Annotated in this window: 19 protein-coding genes; 6 read left to right on the top strand and 13 right to left on the bottom strand. The window is 64.3% G+C overall.

Going from position 1 to position 17,887, the window contains the following annotated elements; translation table 11 throughout:
• Positions 1-122: 122 nt before the first annotated feature.
• The 3 genes from CHB99_RS12540 to ycaC all read left to right on the top strand — a co-directional run bounded on the left by CHB99_RS12540 (position 123) and on the right by ycaC (position 3,381).
• The gene (locus CHB99_RS12540; RefSeq protein WP_042128944.1) at positions 123-755 is read left to right on the top strand and encodes an antibiotic biosynthesis monooxygenase; all 633 of its coding nucleotides are present in this window, start codon (positions 123-125) and stop codon (positions 753-755) included.
• Positions 756-867: 112 nt separating this feature from the next.
• Positions 868-2,706 carry an amidohydrolase gene (locus CHB99_RS12535; protein WP_042128987.1) on the top strand — a complete coding sequence of 613 codons (1,839 nt, stop codon included), beginning with the start codon at positions 868-870 and terminating at the stop codon, positions 2,704-2,706.
• Positions 2,707-2,763: 57 nt separating this feature from the next.
• Positions 2,764-3,381 carry an isochorismate family cysteine hydrolase YcaC gene (gene ycaC / locus CHB99_RS12530; RefSeq protein WP_042128946.1) on the top strand — a complete coding sequence of 206 codons (618 nt, stop codon included), beginning with the start codon at positions 2,764-2,766 and terminating at the stop codon, positions 3,379-3,381.
• A 99-nt stretch (positions 3,382-3,480) separates the two neighbouring features.
• On the opposite strand, the gene CHB99_RS12525 is transcribed toward ycaC, so the two are convergent.
• Positions 3,481-4,500, bottom strand: coding sequence for an alpha/beta hydrolase (locus tag CHB99_RS12525; protein WP_042128948.1), 1,020 nt, complete (start codon positions 4,498-4,500; stop codon positions 3,481-3,483).
• A 115-nt stretch (positions 4,501-4,615) separates the two neighbouring features.
• Here CHB99_RS12525 and CHB99_RS12520 point away from each other — a divergent pair, with 115 nt between their 5' ends.
• Positions 4,616-5,497, top strand: coding sequence for a LysR family transcriptional regulator (locus CHB99_RS12520; RefSeq protein WP_042128950.1), 882 nt, complete (start codon positions 4,616-4,618; stop codon positions 5,495-5,497).
• Here the strand turns inward: CHB99_RS12520 and CHB99_RS12515 are convergent.
• The 10 genes from CHB99_RS12515 to CHB99_RS12470 form a co-directional block, all read right to left on the bottom strand.
• Positions 5,487-6,050, bottom strand: coding sequence for an NUDIX hydrolase (locus CHB99_RS12515; RefSeq protein WP_042128952.1), 564 nt, complete (start codon positions 6,048-6,050; stop codon positions 5,487-5,489). The two genes, CHB99_RS12520 and CHB99_RS12515, sit on opposite strands and share 11 nt — an antisense overlap.
• Before the next feature lie 2 nt (positions 6,051-6,052).
• On the bottom strand, positions 6,053-6,805 hold the full coding sequence (locus CHB99_RS12510; protein ID WP_042128954.1) for a GntR family transcriptional regulator: 753 nt from the start codon (positions 6,803-6,805) through the stop codon (positions 6,053-6,055).
• Between the two features lie 88 nt (positions 6,806-6,893).
• On the bottom strand, positions 6,894-7,283 hold the full coding sequence (locus CHB99_RS12505; RefSeq protein ID WP_042128956.1) for a carboxymuconolactone decarboxylase family protein: 390 nt from the start codon (positions 7,281-7,283) through the stop codon (positions 6,894-6,896).
• Positions 7,284-7,495: 212 nt separating this feature from the next.
• A complete protein-coding gene (locus CHB99_RS12500; protein ID WP_042128958.1) occupies positions 7,496-7,981 on the bottom strand; it encodes a flavin reductase family protein in 486 nt (161 codons plus the stop codon).
• Between the two features lie 13 nt (positions 7,982-7,994).
• Complete coding sequence (locus CHB99_RS12495; RefSeq protein WP_042128960.1) at positions 7,995-9,476, bottom strand: aldehyde dehydrogenase; 1,482 nt, start codon at positions 9,474-9,476, stop codon at positions 7,995-7,997.
• A complete protein-coding gene (locus CHB99_RS12490; RefSeq protein ID WP_042128963.1) occupies positions 9,473-10,306 on the bottom strand; it encodes an alpha/beta fold hydrolase in 834 nt (277 codons plus the stop codon). Before CHB99_RS12490 ends, CHB99_RS12495 begins: the two co-directional genes overlap by 4 nt.
• A gap of 63 nt (positions 10,307-10,369) precedes the next feature.
• Positions 10,370-10,960 (bottom strand): amino acid synthesis family protein, encoded by a 591-nt coding sequence (locus CHB99_RS12485; protein ID WP_042128965.1) that lies wholly within the window; start codon positions 10,958-10,960, stop codon positions 10,370-10,372.
• A gap of 295 nt (positions 10,961-11,255) precedes the next feature.
• Positions 11,256-11,507, bottom strand: a complete 252-nt coding sequence (locus CHB99_RS12480; RefSeq protein ID WP_084702938.1) for a hypothetical protein — start codon at positions 11,505-11,507, stop codon at positions 11,256-11,258.
• 89 nt (positions 11,508-11,596) lie between these two features.
• A complete protein-coding gene (locus CHB99_RS12475; RefSeq protein ID WP_042128967.1) occupies positions 11,597-12,640 on the bottom strand; it encodes an LLM class flavin-dependent oxidoreductase in 1,044 nt (347 codons plus the stop codon).
• Positions 12,641-12,748: 108 nt separating this feature from the next.
• Positions 12,749-13,234 (bottom strand): flavin reductase family protein, encoded by a 486-nt coding sequence (locus CHB99_RS12470; RefSeq protein ID WP_042128968.1) that lies wholly within the window; start codon positions 13,232-13,234, stop codon positions 12,749-12,751.
• A gap of 329 nt (positions 13,235-13,563) precedes the next feature.
• Here CHB99_RS12470 and CHB99_RS12465 point away from each other — a divergent pair, with 329 nt between their 5' ends.
• Positions 13,564-14,964: a purine-cytosine permease family protein gene (locus tag CHB99_RS12465; protein WP_042128971.1), complete on the top strand. Its 1,401-nt coding sequence runs from the start codon at positions 13,564-13,566 to the stop codon at positions 14,962-14,964.
• 171 nt (positions 14,965-15,135) lie between these two features.
• Here the strand turns inward: CHB99_RS12465 and gloA are convergent, their stop codons facing one another.
• Both gloA and CHB99_RS12455 read right to left on the bottom strand, forming a co-directional pair.
• On the bottom strand, positions 15,136-15,657 hold the full coding sequence (gene gloA, locus CHB99_RS12460; RefSeq protein WP_042128974.1) for a lactoylglutathione lyase: 522 nt from the start codon (positions 15,655-15,657) through the stop codon (positions 15,136-15,138).
• A gap of 216 nt (positions 15,658-15,873) precedes the next feature.
• Positions 15,874-16,233: a histone-like nucleoid-structuring protein, MvaT/MvaU family gene (locus tag CHB99_RS12455; protein WP_042128976.1), complete on the bottom strand. Its 360-nt coding sequence runs from the start codon at positions 16,231-16,233 to the stop codon at positions 15,874-15,876.
• A 353-nt stretch (positions 16,234-16,586) separates the two neighbouring features.
• Here CHB99_RS12455 and CHB99_RS12450 point away from each other — a divergent pair, with 353 nt between their 5' ends.
• Positions 16,587-17,876, top strand: a complete 1,290-nt coding sequence (locus tag CHB99_RS12450) for an OprD family porin (RefSeq protein WP_042128978.1) — start codon at positions 16,587-16,589, stop codon at positions 17,874-17,876.
• Positions 17,877-17,887 lie beyond the last annotated feature (11 nt).

Genomic DNA, 17,887 nt, shown 5'->3' with positions numbered 1-17,887 from the left:
CGCCCCGACCCGGAGGAAAGACACTACGCCGCATGGGGGGATAATTAACAACGATTAACTCGTGCCTCACCCGCTTCACGCCCAAGAATCCACTGGATCAAGCGCTAACGGGGGAACTTCGCATGACTGAATCATCCATGTTGCGGCCCGACGCACACCAGGTTGCCGCGACTGCCGGTGAAGGGGTGACCCTGGTGGTGCGTCACCGTATCAAGGCCGGCCACGAAGCCGCCTACGAGGGCTGGCTGCGACAGACGGTGAGCACCGCCGCGCAGCGTCCCGGTCACCTCGGCGTCGATGTGGTGCGCGGGCGTGACGGTGGCCTGCATACCTTCACCAGCGTGCTGCGCTACAGCTCGGTCGAGGCCCTGCAGGCCTGGCTCGATTCCGCCGAGCGCCGCGAGCTGGTCAGCCAGGCCGAAGCGATGCTGGCCGACGGCGACCAGGTCGAGCTGCATCCGTTCAAGGAGTTCTGGTTCACCCCACCGAGCGACACCGCCAGCGCGCCGCCGCCGCGCTGGAAACAGGCGCTGGTGACGCTGCTGGTGATTCTCCCGCACACCCTGCTGGTGCCGCTGGCATGGCAACCGCTGCTCAAGCTCCACCCGTGGCTGTCCAGCTACTTCGTCGCCACCTTGCTCATCACCCTGACCATCGTGCTCTCGGTGGTCTACGTCTGCATGCCGGCGGCGACCCGCCTGTTCGCGCCATGGCTGCAGGGCGCAGCGGAGAACGGCCATGACCGACAGGAATGACCGCAACGACCCGACCCGTCGCCACCTGCTGGCCGGTTCGCTGCTGACCGCCGCCGCGGCGCTGCTGCCGCGGCTGTCCTTCGCCTCCTTCAACCCTGACCAAGGACCCGCAATGAATGCCGATCTGATTCTGTTCAATGGCCGGTTCCACACCGTGGACCGCGAGAGTCCCGAGGCCACCGCGGTGGCGATCAAGGACGGGCGTTTCCTCGCCGTTGGCAGCGATGCCCGGGTCATGGCCACGCGCGGCGACGCGACCCAGGTCATCGACCTCAAGGGCCGCTGTGCGATTCCCGGCCTCAACGACTCGCACCTGCACCTGATCCGTGGCGGCCTCAACTACAACCTGGAACTGCGCTGGGAAGGCGTGCCGTCGCTGGCCGACGCCCTGCGCATGCTCAAGGACCAGGCCGCGCGCACGCCGACGCCGCAATGGGTGCGGGTGGTCGGTGGCTGGAACGAATTCCAGTTCGCCGAAAAACGCATGCCGACCCTGGAAGAACTCAACCAGGCGGCGCCGGACACTCCGGTGTTCGTCCTCCACCTGTACGACCGCGCGCTGCTCAACCGCGCTGCGCTGCGGGTCGCCGGCTACACCCGGGACACGCCGAACCCGCCGGGTGGCGAGATCGTCCGCGATGCCCGTGGCGAGCCGACCGGCATGCTGGTGGCGCGGCCCAACGCGATGATCCTCTACTCGACCCTGGCCAAGGGACCGAAGCTGCCGCTGGACTACCAGATCAACTCGACCCGCCAGTTCATGCGCGAACTCAATCGTCTTGGCCTGACCAGCGCCATCGATGCCGGCGGCGGCTTCCAGAACTACCCGGACGACTACGAGGTGATCGAGCACCTGGCCCGTGAGGACCAGTTGACCGTGCGCATCGCCTACAACCTGTTCACCCAGAAGCCCAAAGAGGAACTGGCCGACTTCAGGAACTGGACCGGCAGCGTCAAGCTGCGCCAGGGCGACGACATGCTGCGCCACAACGGTGCCGGCGAGATGTTGGTGTTTTCCGCCGCCGACTTCGAGGACTTCCTCGAACCGCGTCCGGACCTCGCGCCATCCATGGAGCAGGACCTGGAGCCGGTGGTGCGCCACCTGGTCGAGCAGCGCTGGCCGTTCCGCCTGCACGCCACCTACGACGAGTCCATCAGCCGCATGCTCGATGTGTTCGAGAAAGTCGACCGCGATATTCCGTTCAACGGCCTGCCGTGGTTCTTCGATCACGCCGAGACCATCACCCCGCGCAATATCGAGCGGGTCCGCGCCCTCGGTGGCGGTATCGCCATCCAGGACCGCATGGCCTTCCAGGGCGAGTACTTCGTCGATCGCTATGGCGCCAAGGCCGCCGAGGCCACGCCGCCGATCAAGCGCATGCTCGCCGAGGGCGTGCCGGTGGGCGCCGGCACCGACGCCACGCGAGTGTCCAGCTACAACCCGTGGACCTCGCTGTACTGGATGGTCAGCGGCCGCACCGTCGGCGGCCTGGCCCTGCATCAGGAAGGCCTGCCGCGCTCGACCGCCCTGGAACTGTTCACCCACGGCAGCGCCTGGTTCTCCTCGGACCAGGGCAGGAAGGGCCAGATCAAGGTCGGTCAACTGGCCGACGTCGCGGTGCTCAGCGCCGACTTCTTCAGCGTCGAGGAAGAAGCCATCAAGTGGATCGAGTCGGTGCTGACCGTGGTCGGCGGCAAGGTGGTCTACGGCGCCGGTGACTTCGGGCCGCTGGGACCGAAGCAGATCCCGGTGCTGCCGGACTGGTCGCCGGTGGCCAAGGTCCCGGGGCACTGGCGCCCGACCGCGCCGCTGCAGGCCCAGGTGCACCAGTGCAGCGGGCCGTGCGCGGTGCATTCGCACAGCCATGAGCGGGCGCGCCTGGCCAATGTTCCGGTCAGCGACTTCCAGGGCTTCTGGGGCGCCTTCGGCTGTTCCTGCTTCGCTTTCTGAGTTCCACCCCGGCGCGGGCAGGGGCCTGCGCCTCATTCAATGCAGAGGAGTCATGAGATGAGCAACGACTACAAACGCCTGAACAAAGACGATGCCGTGGTGTTGCTGGTGGATCACCAGACCGGGCTGATTTCCCTGGTGCAGGATTTCTCGCCGAACGAGTTCAAGAACAACGTCCTGGCCCTGGGTGACCTGGCGAAGTTCTTCGGCCTGCCGACCATCCTCACCACCAGCTTCGAACAGGGTCCCAACGGCCCGCTGGTGCCGGAGCTGAAGGAGCAGTTCCCGGATGCGCCGTACATCGCCCGTCCAGGCCAGATCAACGCCTGGGACAACGAGGACTTCGTCAAGGCGATCAAGGCGACGGGCCGCAAGCAACTGATCATCGCCGGCGTGGTGACCGATGTCTGCGTGGCCTTCCCGACCCTGTCGGCGCTGGCCGAGGGCTATGACGTGTTCGTCGTCACCGACGCCTCCGGCACCTTCAACGAGACCGTGCAGCAGGCCGCCTGGGCGCGCATGAGCGCGGCCGGTGCGCAACTGATGAACTGGTTCGCCGTGGCCTGCGAGCTGCACCGTGACTGGCGCAACGACATCGAAGGGCTGGGCAACCTGCTGTCGCAGCGCCTGCCGAACTACCGCAATCTGATGAACAGTTATGCGGCGCTGAAGTAAGGCGCGGGCCCTGTGGGAGCGGTGCAGATCTTCTACCAAGGGCGGCAATCCAAGAAACAAAAGGGGCCGCATTCGCGGCCCCTCCGATTTCCAGGGTCATCAGTTCAGGTGCGTCTTCAGTTCCAGTGCCGCCTGACGCATCGCCGCCTGCACCGCGGGCACCCTGGCCAGCGGGTTGAGCAGGCCGTAGTCGTGGATCATGCCGTTGTAGCGCACCGCGGTCACCGTCACCCCGGCGGCGTCCAGCTTGCGGGCATAGGCTTCGCCTTCGTCGCGCAGAACGTCGAGCTCGGCGGTCTGCACCAGTGCCGGCGGCAGGCCCTTGAGCTGTTCGACACTGGCGCGCAGCGGTGAGGCATGGATCTGCGCGCGCTCACCCTGATCGGTGGTGTAGCTGTCCCAGAACCAGTTCATCACGCTGCGGGTGAGGAAGTGACCGTTGGCGAACTGCTGGTACGAGGCGGTTTCGAAGTTGGCATCGGTCACCGGCCAGAGCAGCAACTGGAAGCGCAGGGCCGGGGTTTTCCGTTCCTTGGCCAGCAGCGCGACCACCGCCGCCATGTTGCCGCCGACACTGTTGCCGGCCACCGCCAGGCGCTGGCTGTCGACACCGATCTCCTTGCCGTGCTCGGCGACCCACTGGGTGGCGGCGTAGGCCTGGTTGATCGCGGTCGGGTAGTGGGCTTCGGGCGATGGCGTGTAATCGACGTAGACCGCCACCGCGCCGGAGCCGACCACCAGGTCGCGGATCAGCCGCTGGTGGGTCGGGAAGTCGCCGAGGACCCAGCCGCCGCCGTGGAAGAACATGAACACCGGCAACTCGCCGGCGACCTTGGCCGGGCGCACGATCTTCAGGGTCAGCTTGTCCTGGCCGACGCCGATGATCTTCTCGCTGACCTCGATGCCGGACAGGTCGACCTGCACCGAGGCCTGGGCGCCGCTGAGCACCGCGCGGGCGTCCTTCGGCGGGAGCTGCTCCAGCGGTTTGCCGCCGGCTTTTTCCAGCGCTTCGAGGAAGGCCTGGGTGGTGTGTTCGACACCCGGGCTGCCGGCGGCGAAGGCGTTGCCGACGGAGAGGGCGAGGAGGGTGGCGCCGAGGGTCTTGTTGAGGATGTTCATGTGCAGATTCCTTTTCTTCGCAATGAGTGGGGTCGTAAGGTGTGGCTAGATTATTGGGATGCGAAAAAGCGAAAAAGCGGCTATAAAGCGTTTTACTGTCCACCAGGAAGTGACAATGAACCCGTTCGAAGACATGCGTATCTTTTCCCAGGTCATGGAGTCTGGCAGTTTCACCGCCGCCGCCGACCAGCTGGGCCTGTCCAAGCAGTTCGTCAGCCGCCGGCTGATGGCCCTGGAGGAGCGCCTGGGCGTGCGTCTGCTCAACCGCTCGACCCGCCGCCTCGATCCCACACCACTGGGCCAGAGCTATTACGAATCGGCGCTGCGCCTGCTCAGCGAGGTCGAGCAGGTGGAGCAGGGGATCACCGGGCAGACCAGCGAACCGCGCGGCACCGTGCGGGTCAGTGCGCCGTTGTCGTTCGCCGTGGCCCATCTGGGCTGCCTGCTGCCGGAGTTTCTCCAGCGCTACCCGCAGGTCAGTGTCGAGGTGGACCTGAGCGATCGCTCGGTGGACCTGCTCGGCGAAGGCTACGACCTGGCGCTGCGCATCGGCGTGCTGGAGGACTCGACCCTGATCGCCCGTCGTCTGGCGGCCATCGAACGGGTCTACTGCGCGAGTCCGGATTACCTCGCGCGCAAGGGCACGCCGTCACGCCCGGACGAACTGGCGAACCACGACTGCCTGCCCTACGGCCATGGCCGCCAGGTGCAGTGGCGTTTCGTCGAGCAGGGCAAGGCCAGGGTGGTGACGGTGTGCGGGCGGATGCGCGCGAACAACGGCGAGCTGCTGCGCGACGCGGCGATCAAGGGCATGGGGATTACCTATCTGCCGACCTTCATCGTCGGCGATGCGCTGGCGGCGGGGCACCTGGTGCCCGTGCTGGAGAGCTTCGCGCCCGAGCCGTTGCAGCTTTCCGCGGTCTACCCGCAACACCGGCAGAGCGCGCGGCCGGTGCAGGCGCTGATCGAGTTCATGCGCGAGCGCCTCAGCGTATGAAATGCACCTTGCCGCTGTCGTCGTTGCCCATGTAGATGCCATAGACCCCGGCCTGGCGTTCCTCGATGTAGCGTTCGAGGATCTGCCGGATCGCCGGGTAGTAGATGGCGTCCCAGGGAATTTCGTCGGGGGCGAAGAAACGGCAGTCCATGGTTTCCGGGCCATACTCGCCGGTGATCTCCACGGCCACCGCGCGGAAGATGATGTACACCTCGCTGATCTTCGGCACGCTGAAGATCGAGTAGGGCGAGACGATGTCGGCGCGCACCCCGGTTTCTTCCCAGACTTCGCGCAGGGCCGCCTGTTCGGTGGTTTCCCCGGCTTCCATGAAGCCCGCCGGCAGGGTCCAGGTGCCCGGGCGCGGCGGGATGGCGCGCTGGCAGAGCAGGTACTTGCCGTCGCGCTCGATGATGCAGCCGGCGATGATCTTCGGATTGACGTAGTGGATGTAGCCGCAGCCGGCGCACATCAGGCGCTCGTGGGTATCGCCGTCCGGCCGTCCCTGGTGCAGCGCGGCGGAGCATTGCGGGCAGAAACGCGGGACGGCGGGCATGATCAGCGACCTATGCGGGGTTCTTTGAGGGCGATGGGCGTGGCGATTTCACGGATCTTGCCGGCGTCTTCCTGCTTCGAGCGCAGGTAGTCGAGGGCCACTTTGGCCGCGGCGCGGACGTGGTCCACCGAGGCCTGGTGCGCGGCCAGCGGGTCGCCGCTCTTGATCGCCTCGACGATCTTTTCCATTTCCTGGTTGCTGGCGCCGCGGCGGTTCTCCTGGGACACCGAGGTGGCGCGCAGGTAGCTGATGCGCGCCTGCAACTGGCGCAGCTGGGTGGCGGCGACGTGGTTGCCGGAGCCTTCCAGGAGCACGTCGTAGAAACCCTGCACCGAGTCCAGCACCTGTTGCAGCTCGCCGTCGGTGAGGGCGTTGCGGTTCTCTTCGAGGGCCTTTTCCAGGGCGCGGATGTCCTTGGCCTTGGCATTGAGGGTGAACAGCTGGACGATCAGGCCTTCGAGCACGCAGCGCAGCTCGTAGATGTCGCGGGCGTCTTCGAGGGTGATGATGGCCACGCGCGGGCCCTTGGCGTCGGCGAACTCCACCAGGCCTTCGGACTCCAGGTGGCGCAGGGCCTCGCGTACCGAGGTACGGCTGACCCCGAGGCGGTCGCACAGATCGCGTTCGACCAGGCGGTCGCCGGGGAGGAGGTGGAAGTTCATGATCGCGCTGCGCAGTTTGTCCAGCACGATTTCGCGCAGGGTAACGGGGTTGCGGTTGACCTTGAAGGTGTCGTCGAGTGGCTGGCGTTTCATCGTCTGCGCTCTGAAATTGGCTGTTGCCAGCGACATCGGAGCACTCGACAACCGGGTGCTCCCTGCGGTGGTTACGAACAGCCAGTGTTTAACTGGTTGACTCCGAGTCGGCCTCGGCGAAGGCTTCGCGGGCCAGGCGGAAGCTGTCCACGGCCGCGGGAACACCGCAATAGATACCGACCTGAAGGAGAATCTCGCGTATTTGTTCACGACTCAGCCCGTTGCGCAAGGCGCCGCGGATGTGCAGCTTGAGTTCGTGTGGCCGGTTCAACGCGGAAATCATTGCCAAGTTTATCATGCTGCGTTCTTTCAGCGATAAGCCATCGCGGCCCCAGACATGGCCCCAGCAGTATTCGGTGACCAGTTCCTGCAAGGGTTTGCTGAACTCGTCGGCGTTCTGGATCGAACGCTGGACGTAGTCTTCGCCGAGCACCTGGGTGCGGATGGCGAGGCCTTTCTCGTACTTTTCGTTGCTCATGCCGGTGGGTTCCTGCATTGGTTCTAAAAACGGGGTGCTGGCGATATCCGCCGTAGGAGCTGGCTTGCCTGCGAAGGACCGTGAAACGGTCCCGGTTCCCGATCCGAAGCCGGATAAAGACCATTGGCCTGGCTGTAGATCAGGAACCGGGACCGCTGCGCGGTCCTTCGCAGGCAAGCCAGCTCCTACGGCGGATATCGCCAGCCGTTGTTTCAACCCAGGGGCGGTAGCGCCCCCAGTTTTCCCTTGTGGTAGACCATCGGCGTCACCGGCTGCTCGGGCAGGATCAGGTTCTTCACCTCGCCGACGATGATGGCGTGGTCGCCACCGTCGTATTCGCGCCACAGTTCGCACTCGATCACCGCCGTGGCGTTGGCCAGCACCGGGTTGCCCAGTTCGCTGAGCTGCCAGTCGATGCCCCTGGCCTTGTCCTTGCCTTTCCCGGCGAAGGCATAGGCCTCGGCGGTCTGGCCGGCGGCCAGCAGGTGGATGGCGAAGCGCTTGCTGTCACGCAGGATCGGGTAGGTGTCGGAGGCGTAGTTGGGGCAGAACAGCACCAGCGCCGGTTCGATCGACAGCGCGCTGAAGGCGCTGGCGGTGATGCCGACGATGCCGCCCTCGGCATCCAGCGTGGTGACGATGGTCACGCCGGACGGGAAGGAGCCCATCACGTCTTTGTAGATGCCGGGTTCGATCATGTCAGTTCACCTGTCAACGCATCACGAAGGGGTCGGGCATGGGCGCGGTGGAGAGGTTGATCCACACCGTTTTCAGTTCCGTGTAGGCCAGCACCGAGTCGATACCGCTTTCGCGGCCATAACCACTGTTCTTGAAGCCGCCGATCGGCGCCATGGCCGACACCGCGCGGTAGGTGTTGACCCAGATGATCCCCGAACGCACGTCGCGGGCCAGGCGGTGGGCGCGGCCCAGGTCGCGGGTCCAGATGCCGGCGGCGAGGCCGAACTGCGAGTCGTTGGCGATGGCCAGGGCCTCTTCCTCGGTCTTGAAGCGGATCACCGCCGCGACCGGGCCGAACACCTCTTCCTGCATGATCTTCATCGAGTTGCTGTCGCACTCGAACAGGGTCGGCTCGTAGAACCAGCCGTCGCCCTCGACCTCGGCACGCTTGCCGCCCATGCGCAGGCGCGCGCCTTCGGCATTGGCCGCGGCGACCAGGCCTTCGACCACGGCCAGTTGCTGGGCGGTGGCCATCGGGCCCATCTCGCTGGCCTCGTCCTGCGGGTTGCCGATGCGGATGCGCTTGGCCCGCTCGATCAGGCGCTCGACGAATTCGTCGAAGATCTCGTCCTGCACCAGCAGGCGCGAACCCGCGACGCAGCTCTGCCCGGAGGCGGCGTAGATGCCGGCCACGGCGCCGTTGATGGCGCTGTCCAGGTCGGCGTCGGCGAAGATGATGTTCGGCGACTTGCCACCCAGCTCCAGCGACAGCTTGGCGAAGTTCTCGGCGCTGCTGCGCACCACGTGACGGGCGGTGGCGGCGCCGCCGGTGAAGGCGATCTTGCGCACCAGCGGATGGCGGGTGAGGGCCGCGCCGGTGCTCGGACCGTAGCCGGTGACGACGTTGACCACGCCGGCCGGGATGCCGGCCTCGAGGGCCAGGCGGGCCAGTTCGAGGATGGTCGCCGAGGCGTGCTCGGACGGCTTGATGACGATGGTGTTGCCGGCGGCCAGGGCCGGGGCCAGCTTGATCGCGGTGAGGTACAGCGGGCTGTTCCACGGAATGATCGCGGCGACCACGCCGATCGGCTCGTGCACGGTGTAGGCGAACAGGTCGGGCTTGTCCAGGGGCAGGGTGCCGCCTTCGAGCTTGTCGGCCAGGCCTGCGGTGTAGTGGAAGAACTCCGGCAGGTAGCCGACCTGGCCGCGGGTCTCGCGGATCAGCTTGCCGTTGTCGCGGCTTTCCAGCTGGGCCAGGCGCTCCTTGTTCTCGCCGATCAGGTCGCCGAGGCGGCGCAGCAGCTTGCCCCGGGCGGTGGCGCTGAGGGCGCGCCAGGCCTTGCTGTCGAAGGCTTTCTGGGCGGCCTGGACGGCGATTTCGACGTCGGTTTCATCGGCATCGGGCAGTTGCGCCCAGGCTTGCGCGGTGGCCGGGTCGAGGCTGTCGAAGGTCTTGCCGTTGTGGGCATCGAGCCATTGGCCGTCGATGCACATCTGGAAGCGAGTGAGCGTCATGCAACGATCCCCTTGGCTGAATCGGAGAGGGTTCGGGCGTGCCCGAGGAAGTCCAGGAGCATCTGGTTGACCAGGCGCGGCGACTCCACCGGCATCATATGCCGCTGTTCGGCGAGGACCACGCTCTGCGCGCCGGGAATGCGCGCGGCCAGTTCGCGGGTCATGGTCGGGGTCGAACCGAGGTCGTGCTCGCCGGTGGCGATCAGGGTCGGCACCTGGATGCTGCCCAGGTCATCGGCGCGGTACATGTCCTGGGTGGCGAACAGTTCGTAGGTGGTCAGGTAGCCCTGCGGGTCGTTGCCGGCCAGGGTCTGGCGAATGGCCGCGACCTGGGCCGGGTTGGCCGCCTGGTATTCACGGCTGAACCAGCGCGCCAGGGCCGCTTCGGCATTGGCGTCGGGGCCGTGTTCGGCGGCCTGGGCGGCGCGGGCGATGACCCCGGCGCTCTGCTCGGGGCTGCGGTTGAACACGCTGTTGAGCACCACCAGCGCGGACAGGCGCTGCGGGTAGTGCAGGGCGAAGGCGCGGGCGACCAGGCCGCCCATGGAGAAGCCGATCACGGTCGCCTGGGAAATCTGCAGATGGTCGAGCAGTTCGAGCAGTTGCGCGGCGTAGCCTTGCAGCCCGGTACCGGCGGCGGGACGCGGGCTCTGGCCATGGCCGAGCATGTCATAGGCGATGACCCGATGATCGCTGGCGAGGCCGACGAACTGTCCGCCCCACATTTCTTTGTTCAGGCCGACGCCGTGGATCAGTACCACGGGTTGGCCCTGGCCGCTGTCCAGGTAGCTGGTACCGGCGGGTGTACGTTCAGCGACAGGCTGAATCATGGTGGGGCGCTCCTTCAGCGTCGGGCGTGGTGCGACCCACGCCCCGGCCCGGTGGAATTGTTGTTATTGGTTTTTTTCCGCTGCCAGCTCTTCCAGGTCGATGTAGCGGTTGCCGATGCGCGGGTGCAGACGGCCGCCGTCGGCGGCGCCGAGGACCACGACGATCTCGTCGGCACGCGGGGCGTCTTCGATCTGCATTTCCAGGGTGATGTAGTGCGAGCGCAGGCCTTCGTCGTCCTTCTGCATCATCGGGATCTGGATCGAGGTGCCCGGGCCGCCGCGCTTGTTGGTGAAGCTCAGGTAGCTCTTGGCCTGCACCGCTTCACGGTAGTGGTTGCCGAAACGCAGGGTGTGGATCACCGCGGAGGCGTGCTCGATCTCGCCGTCGGCGCCGACCACGGCCGCCTTGCCGTAGGCCTCGATCTTGTCCGCACCGCCGATGGCGGCGGTCAGGCGCTCGACCATCAGTGCACCGAGGTCGGAGCAGTTGGCACGGATCTCCGGCTTCAGGTCCTCGACGAAACCGCGACCAGCCCATGGGTTCTTGATCACCACGGCCAGGCCGACCATGGTCACCGGCTTGTCGGTGGCCTTGCCGCCTTCGATGCGGGTTTCTTCGGAGTAGGTGACGATCTTGCGGATTTCGAAACTCATGGGGCGGGGCTCCTGTGGCGTGTGTTCAGGTCTTGTTGTCTGATGGTATACCATAATATTTGATGTGCAATAGGTATCGAGAAATTTCTACAGGAAGGGGATAGGTGGTTGGAGCGGAGGGAGGGTAGTGCGCGGACGGCGTGGGAGCGGATTTATCCGCGATTGGCCGCAAAGCGGCCATAAAACCTGAGTCCCGGGTGTGTCAGGTAGATGCGGGACTCAGGTTTTACGACGGCTTCGCCGCCGATCGCGTGGTCCGCCATCGCGGATGAATCCGCTCCCACGCCGTGATGTGTCAAGCGAAAGAGCGGTGATGTTTATCCAGTTGCTGATCCACCAGCCATCGGCCATGGGCCAGCGACGCATGCTGGGCATTTTCCAGGTCGGCTATGAACGCCATTTTCAACGGTAACGATATGCGCCGACTGGTATGGCCCTGGGGATCGGTGATCAGACAGCCAGCGGCATAGGGCGTGGGGATGCCGGGATGGGCTTCGACGCTGGCGGTGATGATGTAGTCGCGGTGCTCACAACTAAGGGTTTTCATCGTCCTGACCTCGCTGCGGAAAAATCGGAAGTCTCCTACCGATATACCACAGCGTCGGACCAGGGTTCCCCGGCCCGACGAACGTGCCCTCACTGGAACGCAGGCACCACTTCCTTGATGAACAGCTCCAGCGACTTGCGCTTCTCTTCGTGCGGCAGGCTGTTGTCGCACCAGAAGCTGAACTCGTCGACACCCAGTTCCTGGTAGTAGCGAATGCGCTCGATGACATCCTTCGGTGTGCCGATCATCGCGGTCTTGTGCAGGCTTTCCAGCTCGAACTCCGGACGTTCGGCGAACTTCGCTTCCGGGCTCGGCGCCAGGAAGCCGTTTTCCGGGGTCTGCTTGTTGCCGAACCAGGCATCGAAGGTGCGGTAGAAGCGGTTGATCGCCTGGGCACCGATCTTCCAGCCCTCGGGATCGTTTTCCGCGTGGACATGGGTGTGGCGCAGCACCATCAGTTGTGGACGCGGCACCCCGGGGTTGTTGGCCAGGGCGGCTTCGAACTTGTTCTTCAGGTCGACCACTTCCTCGTCGCCCTTCATCAGCGGCGTGACCATGACGTTGCAGCCGTTGGCGACGGCGAAGTTGTGCGAGTCCGGGTCGCGGGCGGCGATCCACATCGGCGGCATCGGCTTCTGTATCGGCTTGGGCACCGAGGTGGAGGTGGGGAATTTCCAGATCGCGCCGTCGTGGGCGTAGTCGCCCTGCCACAGCGCGCGTACCGCCGGAACCATCTCGCGCAGGGCCGCGCCACCTTCGGAGGCCGGCATGCCGTTGGCCATGCGGTCGAACTCGAACTGGTAGGCGCCGCGGGCCAGGCCCACTTCCATGCGGCCGTTGCTGATCACGTCGAGCAGGGCGCATTCGCCGGCGACGCGGATCGGGTGCCAGAACGGCGCGATGATGGTGCCGGCGCCCAGATGAATGGTCTCGGTGCGCGCGGCGAGGTAAGCCAGCAGCGGCATCGGACTTGGCGAGATGGTGTATTCCATGGCGTGGTGTTCGCCGATCCACACGGTGCTGAAGCCGCCTTTCTCGGCCATCAGGGTCAGCTCGGTCAGGTCTTCGAACAACTGCCGGTGGCTGACCTGTTCATCCCAGCGTTCCATGTGCACGAACAACGAAAATTTCATGAGGTGTTTCCTCGGCTCTTGTTATCGGTCGCCCGGCGAGTCGGGCGACGGCTGACGGGTTGGACAGGCGGCACCTGTCACAAGAATAGGGGCTGCGGGAACAGGGGCTCAGGCGAAAGCCGGCAGGCTGGCCATCTTGCCGCGGCAGTAGACCAGCGGGCTTGGCGCCTCCGCCGGAACGATCAGGTTCTTCACCGCGCCGACCATGATGGCGTGGTCGCCGCCTTCATATTCGCGCCACAGCTCGCACTCGATGATCGCCGTGGCGTTGGCCAGCAACGGATTGCCCAGCGCGCTCAGGGTCCACTCGATGCCCTGGGCCTTGTCCTTGCCCTTTTTCGCGAAAGCGTAGGCCTCGGCCTGTTGCTGGCCGGAAAGCAGGTGGATGGCGAAGCGCTTGTTGCGGATCAGCACGGGGTAGGAGTCGGAGCTGTAGTTGGGGCAGAACAGCACCAGCGGCGGCTCCATCGACAGGGAACTGAAGGCACTGGCGGTCAGACCGACGATCTGGCCGTCGTCGTCCAGGGTGGTGATCACGGTAACGCCGGACGGGAAGGAGCCCAGAACGTTCTTGTAGACGGTTGCGTCGATCATGGCGTGGTCCTCGGATACAGCGGTTTGGTCCGCGTTTTTATCGTTGATGTGTCTGATGGTATACCGTAATACCTAATTTGCAAGGGGAATTTTTCGACCCGGACGAACGTCATGATTCAGGTCGAATCCCAATGAATACGGGGATCTGTGGGTATGAAAGGGCGAGGGAGAGGTTAAGAAAGACAGATCAGTTGGTCGGCAAAACAGCGAATCAGTGTTGTCAAAAGCTTGGAATACCATAATATGGTCTTCAGCTTCGGCGCCGCCTGCCGCCTGTCGCTAGCGGTTTCCTACAAAGATAAAAACAGAACCTTTCGAGCTTTTTGCCCATGTCCCAGCCGTCTTCGCAACACCAGTTGATCGAGAACCATACGGTCGATTACGTACCGCCAGCAGAGCGCCATGGGAAGGCGCGGGATCTGTTCACGCTGTGGTTCAGCACCAATATCGCGCCACTGCCGATCGTCACCGGGGCCATGGTGGTCCAGGTGTTTCACCTCAACCTGTTCTGGGGCCTGCTGGCCATCGTCCTCGGCCATCTGCTCGGCGGTATCGTCATCGCCCTGGCCTCGGCCCAGGGGCCGCAGCTGGGGATTCCGCAGATGGTGCAGAGCCGCGGTCAGTTCGGCCGCTACGGTGCGTTGCTGATCGTGTTCTTCACCGCGCTGATCTATGTCGGCTTCTTCATTTCCAACATCGTCCTGGCGGGCAAGTCGATCCATGGCATCGCCCCGAGCGTGCCGATGCCGACGGCGATCATCCTCGGTGCCCTGAGCGCCACCGCCATCGGCGTGATCGGCTATCGCTTCATCCATACCCTGAACCGCATCGGCACCTGGGTGATGGGCTCGGCCCTGCTGGCCGGTTTCATCATGCTGTTCGCCCAGGACCTGCCGGCGGACTTCTTCAGCCGCGGTGGCTTCAACCTGTCCGGCTGGATCGCCACGCTGTCGCTGGGGGTGATCTGGCAGATCAGCTTCTCGCCGTACACCTCCGACTACTCGCGCTACCTGCCCCGTGAAGTAGGGATTGCCAAACCGTTCTGGGCCACCTATTTCGGTGCGACCCTGGGCACCATCCTCTGTTTCAGCTTCGGTGCCATTGCCGTGCTCTGCGTTCCGGAAGGTACCGAGGCGATGGATGCGGTGAAGCAGGCCACCGGCTGGCTGGGGCCGATCCTGATGGTGCTGTTCCTGCTCAACATCATCAGTCACAACGCCCTGAACCTGTACGGCGCGGTGCTTTCCATCGTCACCGCGATCCAGACCTTCGCCAGTGCCTGGACACCGAGCATCAAGGTGCGCGTGGTCCTCGCCGGGGTGATCCTGCTGGCGTGCTGCCTGACCGCGCTGAGCGCGACCTCGGACTTCATCGGCCACTTCATCGGCCTGATCCTGGCGCTGCTGCTGGTGCTGGTGCCGTGGGCCTCGATCAACCTGATCGATTTCTACCTGATCAAGCGTGGCAACTACGACATCGCCTCGATCTTCGCCGCCGATGGCGGGATCTACGGGCGCTTCAACCCGCACGCGATCATCGCCTATGCCTGCGGCATCCTGGTGCAGTTGCCGTTCGCCAACACGTCGCTGTATGTCGGTCCTTACGCCAATCTGGTGGAGGGGGCGGACCTGTCGTGGCTGGTGGGCCTGGTGGTGACGTTGCCACTGTATTACTGCCTGGCGACGCGGGGGCGGGGAGAGGTGCTGGTGGCGGCCTGGCGGACGGAGTAAGCCCTGAATGGCTGCGGTGCCGGTCAGGGCCTGATCGTCGGCAACGCCGACTCCCACAGGGTTTTGTGCCAGCCGGAACCTGTGGGCGCTGGCGGCGCCAGCGATGAGGCCAATGGCAACACCACATGCACCAACAAAAATGCCGCGATGATCGCGGCATTTTTTCGTGGCTCAGAACTCGGTCGGCTGGATGATCTCGACCCAGTACTCATCCGGGTCCTTGATGAACGCCAGGTGCTTCATGCGCCCGTCGCTCAGGCGCTTCTGGAAGGGCACGCCCAGCGCTTCGAAGCGCGCGCAGGCGGCACGGATATCCGGTACCGCAATGCAGATATGGCCAAAGCCGCGTGGGTCGGTATTGCCGTTGTGATAGGCGAACGCCGGGTCGTTCTCGGTGCCATGGTTATGGGTCAGTTCGAGAATGCCGGGGATCGATTTCATCCACTCGGTACGCTTGGCCGCATCCGCGGGGATCTGCGCCTTGTCCACCAGGGCGAGGAAGTACAGGCTGAATTCCGCTTCCGGGAAATCGCGCTTCTCCACCAGGCTGAAACCCAGCACGCGGGTGTAGAAGTCCAGGGACCGGGTGATGTCCTTGACCCGCAGCATGGTGTGGTTGAAGACGAAGTTGGCGGTGGCGGCATCGGGTTGCGCGGTGACGCCAGGGAAGGTATCGAGATCTTGCAGGCTCATGGGCACTCCGCAGTAGAGGCCGACGCCAGTGACGCCGGCGGAACAATCAGGCGGCCATCATACGGAACTGAATCAATTGCGCAAACGACAACGCCCCGTGGCCGAAGCTCACGGGGCGTTTGAATTAGAAGCCCGCCGAAGCGGGCGCATGGGGCGCTAGTCCTTTAGCAGCCTTCATCCTGATCCAGTGCTTGTGAAAAATATGTGAAGCGAAACTCATTTGCGCAACCAGCTTTCTACCGTTGGTCCGCCGTACTGTTCTTTCCAGGATTTCAGGCCGCGATGGTTGCCACCCTTGGTCTCGATCAGCTCGCCGGTGTGCGGGTTTTCATAGACTTTCACCACCCGCGCGCGGCGTTGCTTCGTCGCCTTGGGCACGGCCTTGCCGACCGCGGCAGGATCGAGGATGGCGATGATGTCGCGCAGGCCCTTGTCATAGCTTTTCATCAGCGCGACAAGTTTCTGTTCGAATTCGATTTCACGTTTAAGGCCGGCGTCCTTTTTCATTGCCTCCAGTTGTGCGAGCTGTTCCTGAAGGGCTTTTTCGGCGGCACGAAACTCTGCAAGTCTGGACACGGTAATCACTCCTTTATTGGCGGTGGACGCCGCCGCGGCGCGCGATGATCGACGCGAATAACACGAGGTCCACAGGGGCTGTAATAACAGCATAGTTAACAGTGTAGCCAGCTGGCCATGGACTAACAGCAAACTTTTATGGCACCTCGCCGGGAACTTTCAAACTTGCTCATGTTCGTCTTCCCGGGGTATTGGCGGACGGCCTTCATGGAACCTTGCGACCATGGTCCAATGGCCCGTGGCAGAGCGCTCGCGGATAATCGGCAGGCGTCGTGCGCAACGCCGCGGCGATCATCGCCCCGGGTGTTTGCGCGGGGCTGCTTGTTGGTTTCTTATTCGGATTCGTGGTCCTCATGTTTGTCCCTTTTTCCGGCTCTTGCGGGCGCGCGTCATGTGCGCTGGCGGGGCTGTTCGGTGCTGTTTCGGCGCAGGCCGGCGGTTTTATCCAAGACAGCAGCGCGCGCCTCGAAGCACGCAATGTTTACTTCAATCGCGACTTTCGCGATGGTCACAGCAGTTCCGCGCAGGGCGCTTCGAAACGCGAAGAATGGGCGCAGGGTTTTATGCTCGACGTGCGTTCCGGTTATACCGAAGGAACCGTGGGATTCGCCGTCGACGCACTGGGCATGTATGGGCTGAAACTCGATTCAAGTTCCGCCGACAGCAACAGTGGCCTGCTGCCCTCCAGTGGCCATGATCCGCGGCACTCGGTGGATCAGTACGCCAAGCTCGGCGTCGCCGGAAAAATGCGTGTCTCGCGGACCGTGCTGAAATACGGCGCGATGCTGCCGGACATGCCGTTGCTCAAGTACAACGACGGCCGCCTGTTGCCGACGATGTTCCAGGGGGCGTCGCTGACCTCGGAAGAGCTCCGTGACCTGCGTTTCACCCTGACCCGCCTGGACAAGTACACCGCCCGCGATTCCAGCGATGCCCAGGACATCCGCGTGCATTGCAAGAACAAGCGCTACGCCTGCGACACCCGCGCCGATCATTTCGACCTGGCCGGGCTCGATTACCGGGTCAACGAGCGCATCAGCGCCCACTACCAGGTGGCGAAGCTGGAGAATATCTATCGCCAGCACTTTCTCGGTCTGGTCGCCAACCAGCCCTTGAATGTCGGCAGCCTGTCCGCTGACCTGCGCCTGATCAAGAGCGACGATATCGGCCGCGCCCGTGCCGGCGAGATCGACCACCGCGCCTTCAGCGGCATGCTCGGCTACAGCCTGGCCGGGCACAAGATCAGCGCCGGCTGGCAGCGCATGTTCGGTGACAGCGCCATGCCGTATCTGGATGGCAGCAACCCGTACCTGGTCAACTACGCCCAGGTCAACGATTTCGCCGCCGCCCGGGAACGCTCCTGGCAACTGCGCTACGACTACGATTTCAAGGCGCTGGGGGTGAACGGCCTGACCTTCTTCACCCGCTACATCAGCGGCGAGCATATCCAGGTCCCCGGCAGCCTCGCCGAAGGCAAGGAATGGGAGCGCGACAGCGAACTGAAGTACCAGGTCCAGCGCGGCACGTTCAAGGACCTCAGCGTGCGCCTGCGCAATTCCACCTATCGCAGCAACTACGAACGCTTCGCCCGCGACATGGACGAAACCCGGGTCATCGTCAGCTACAACTTCTCGATCTGGTAAGTCCGCGTCCG

The organism is Pseudomonas japonica, from assembly GCF_900188455.1.
GTDB lineage: Bacteria > Pseudomonadota > Gammaproteobacteria > Pseudomonadales > Pseudomonadaceae > Aquipseudomonas > Aquipseudomonas japonica.
Note: the sequence above shows the minus strand (reverse complement) of the source record. Positions and strands in the feature narration are given on the sequence as shown.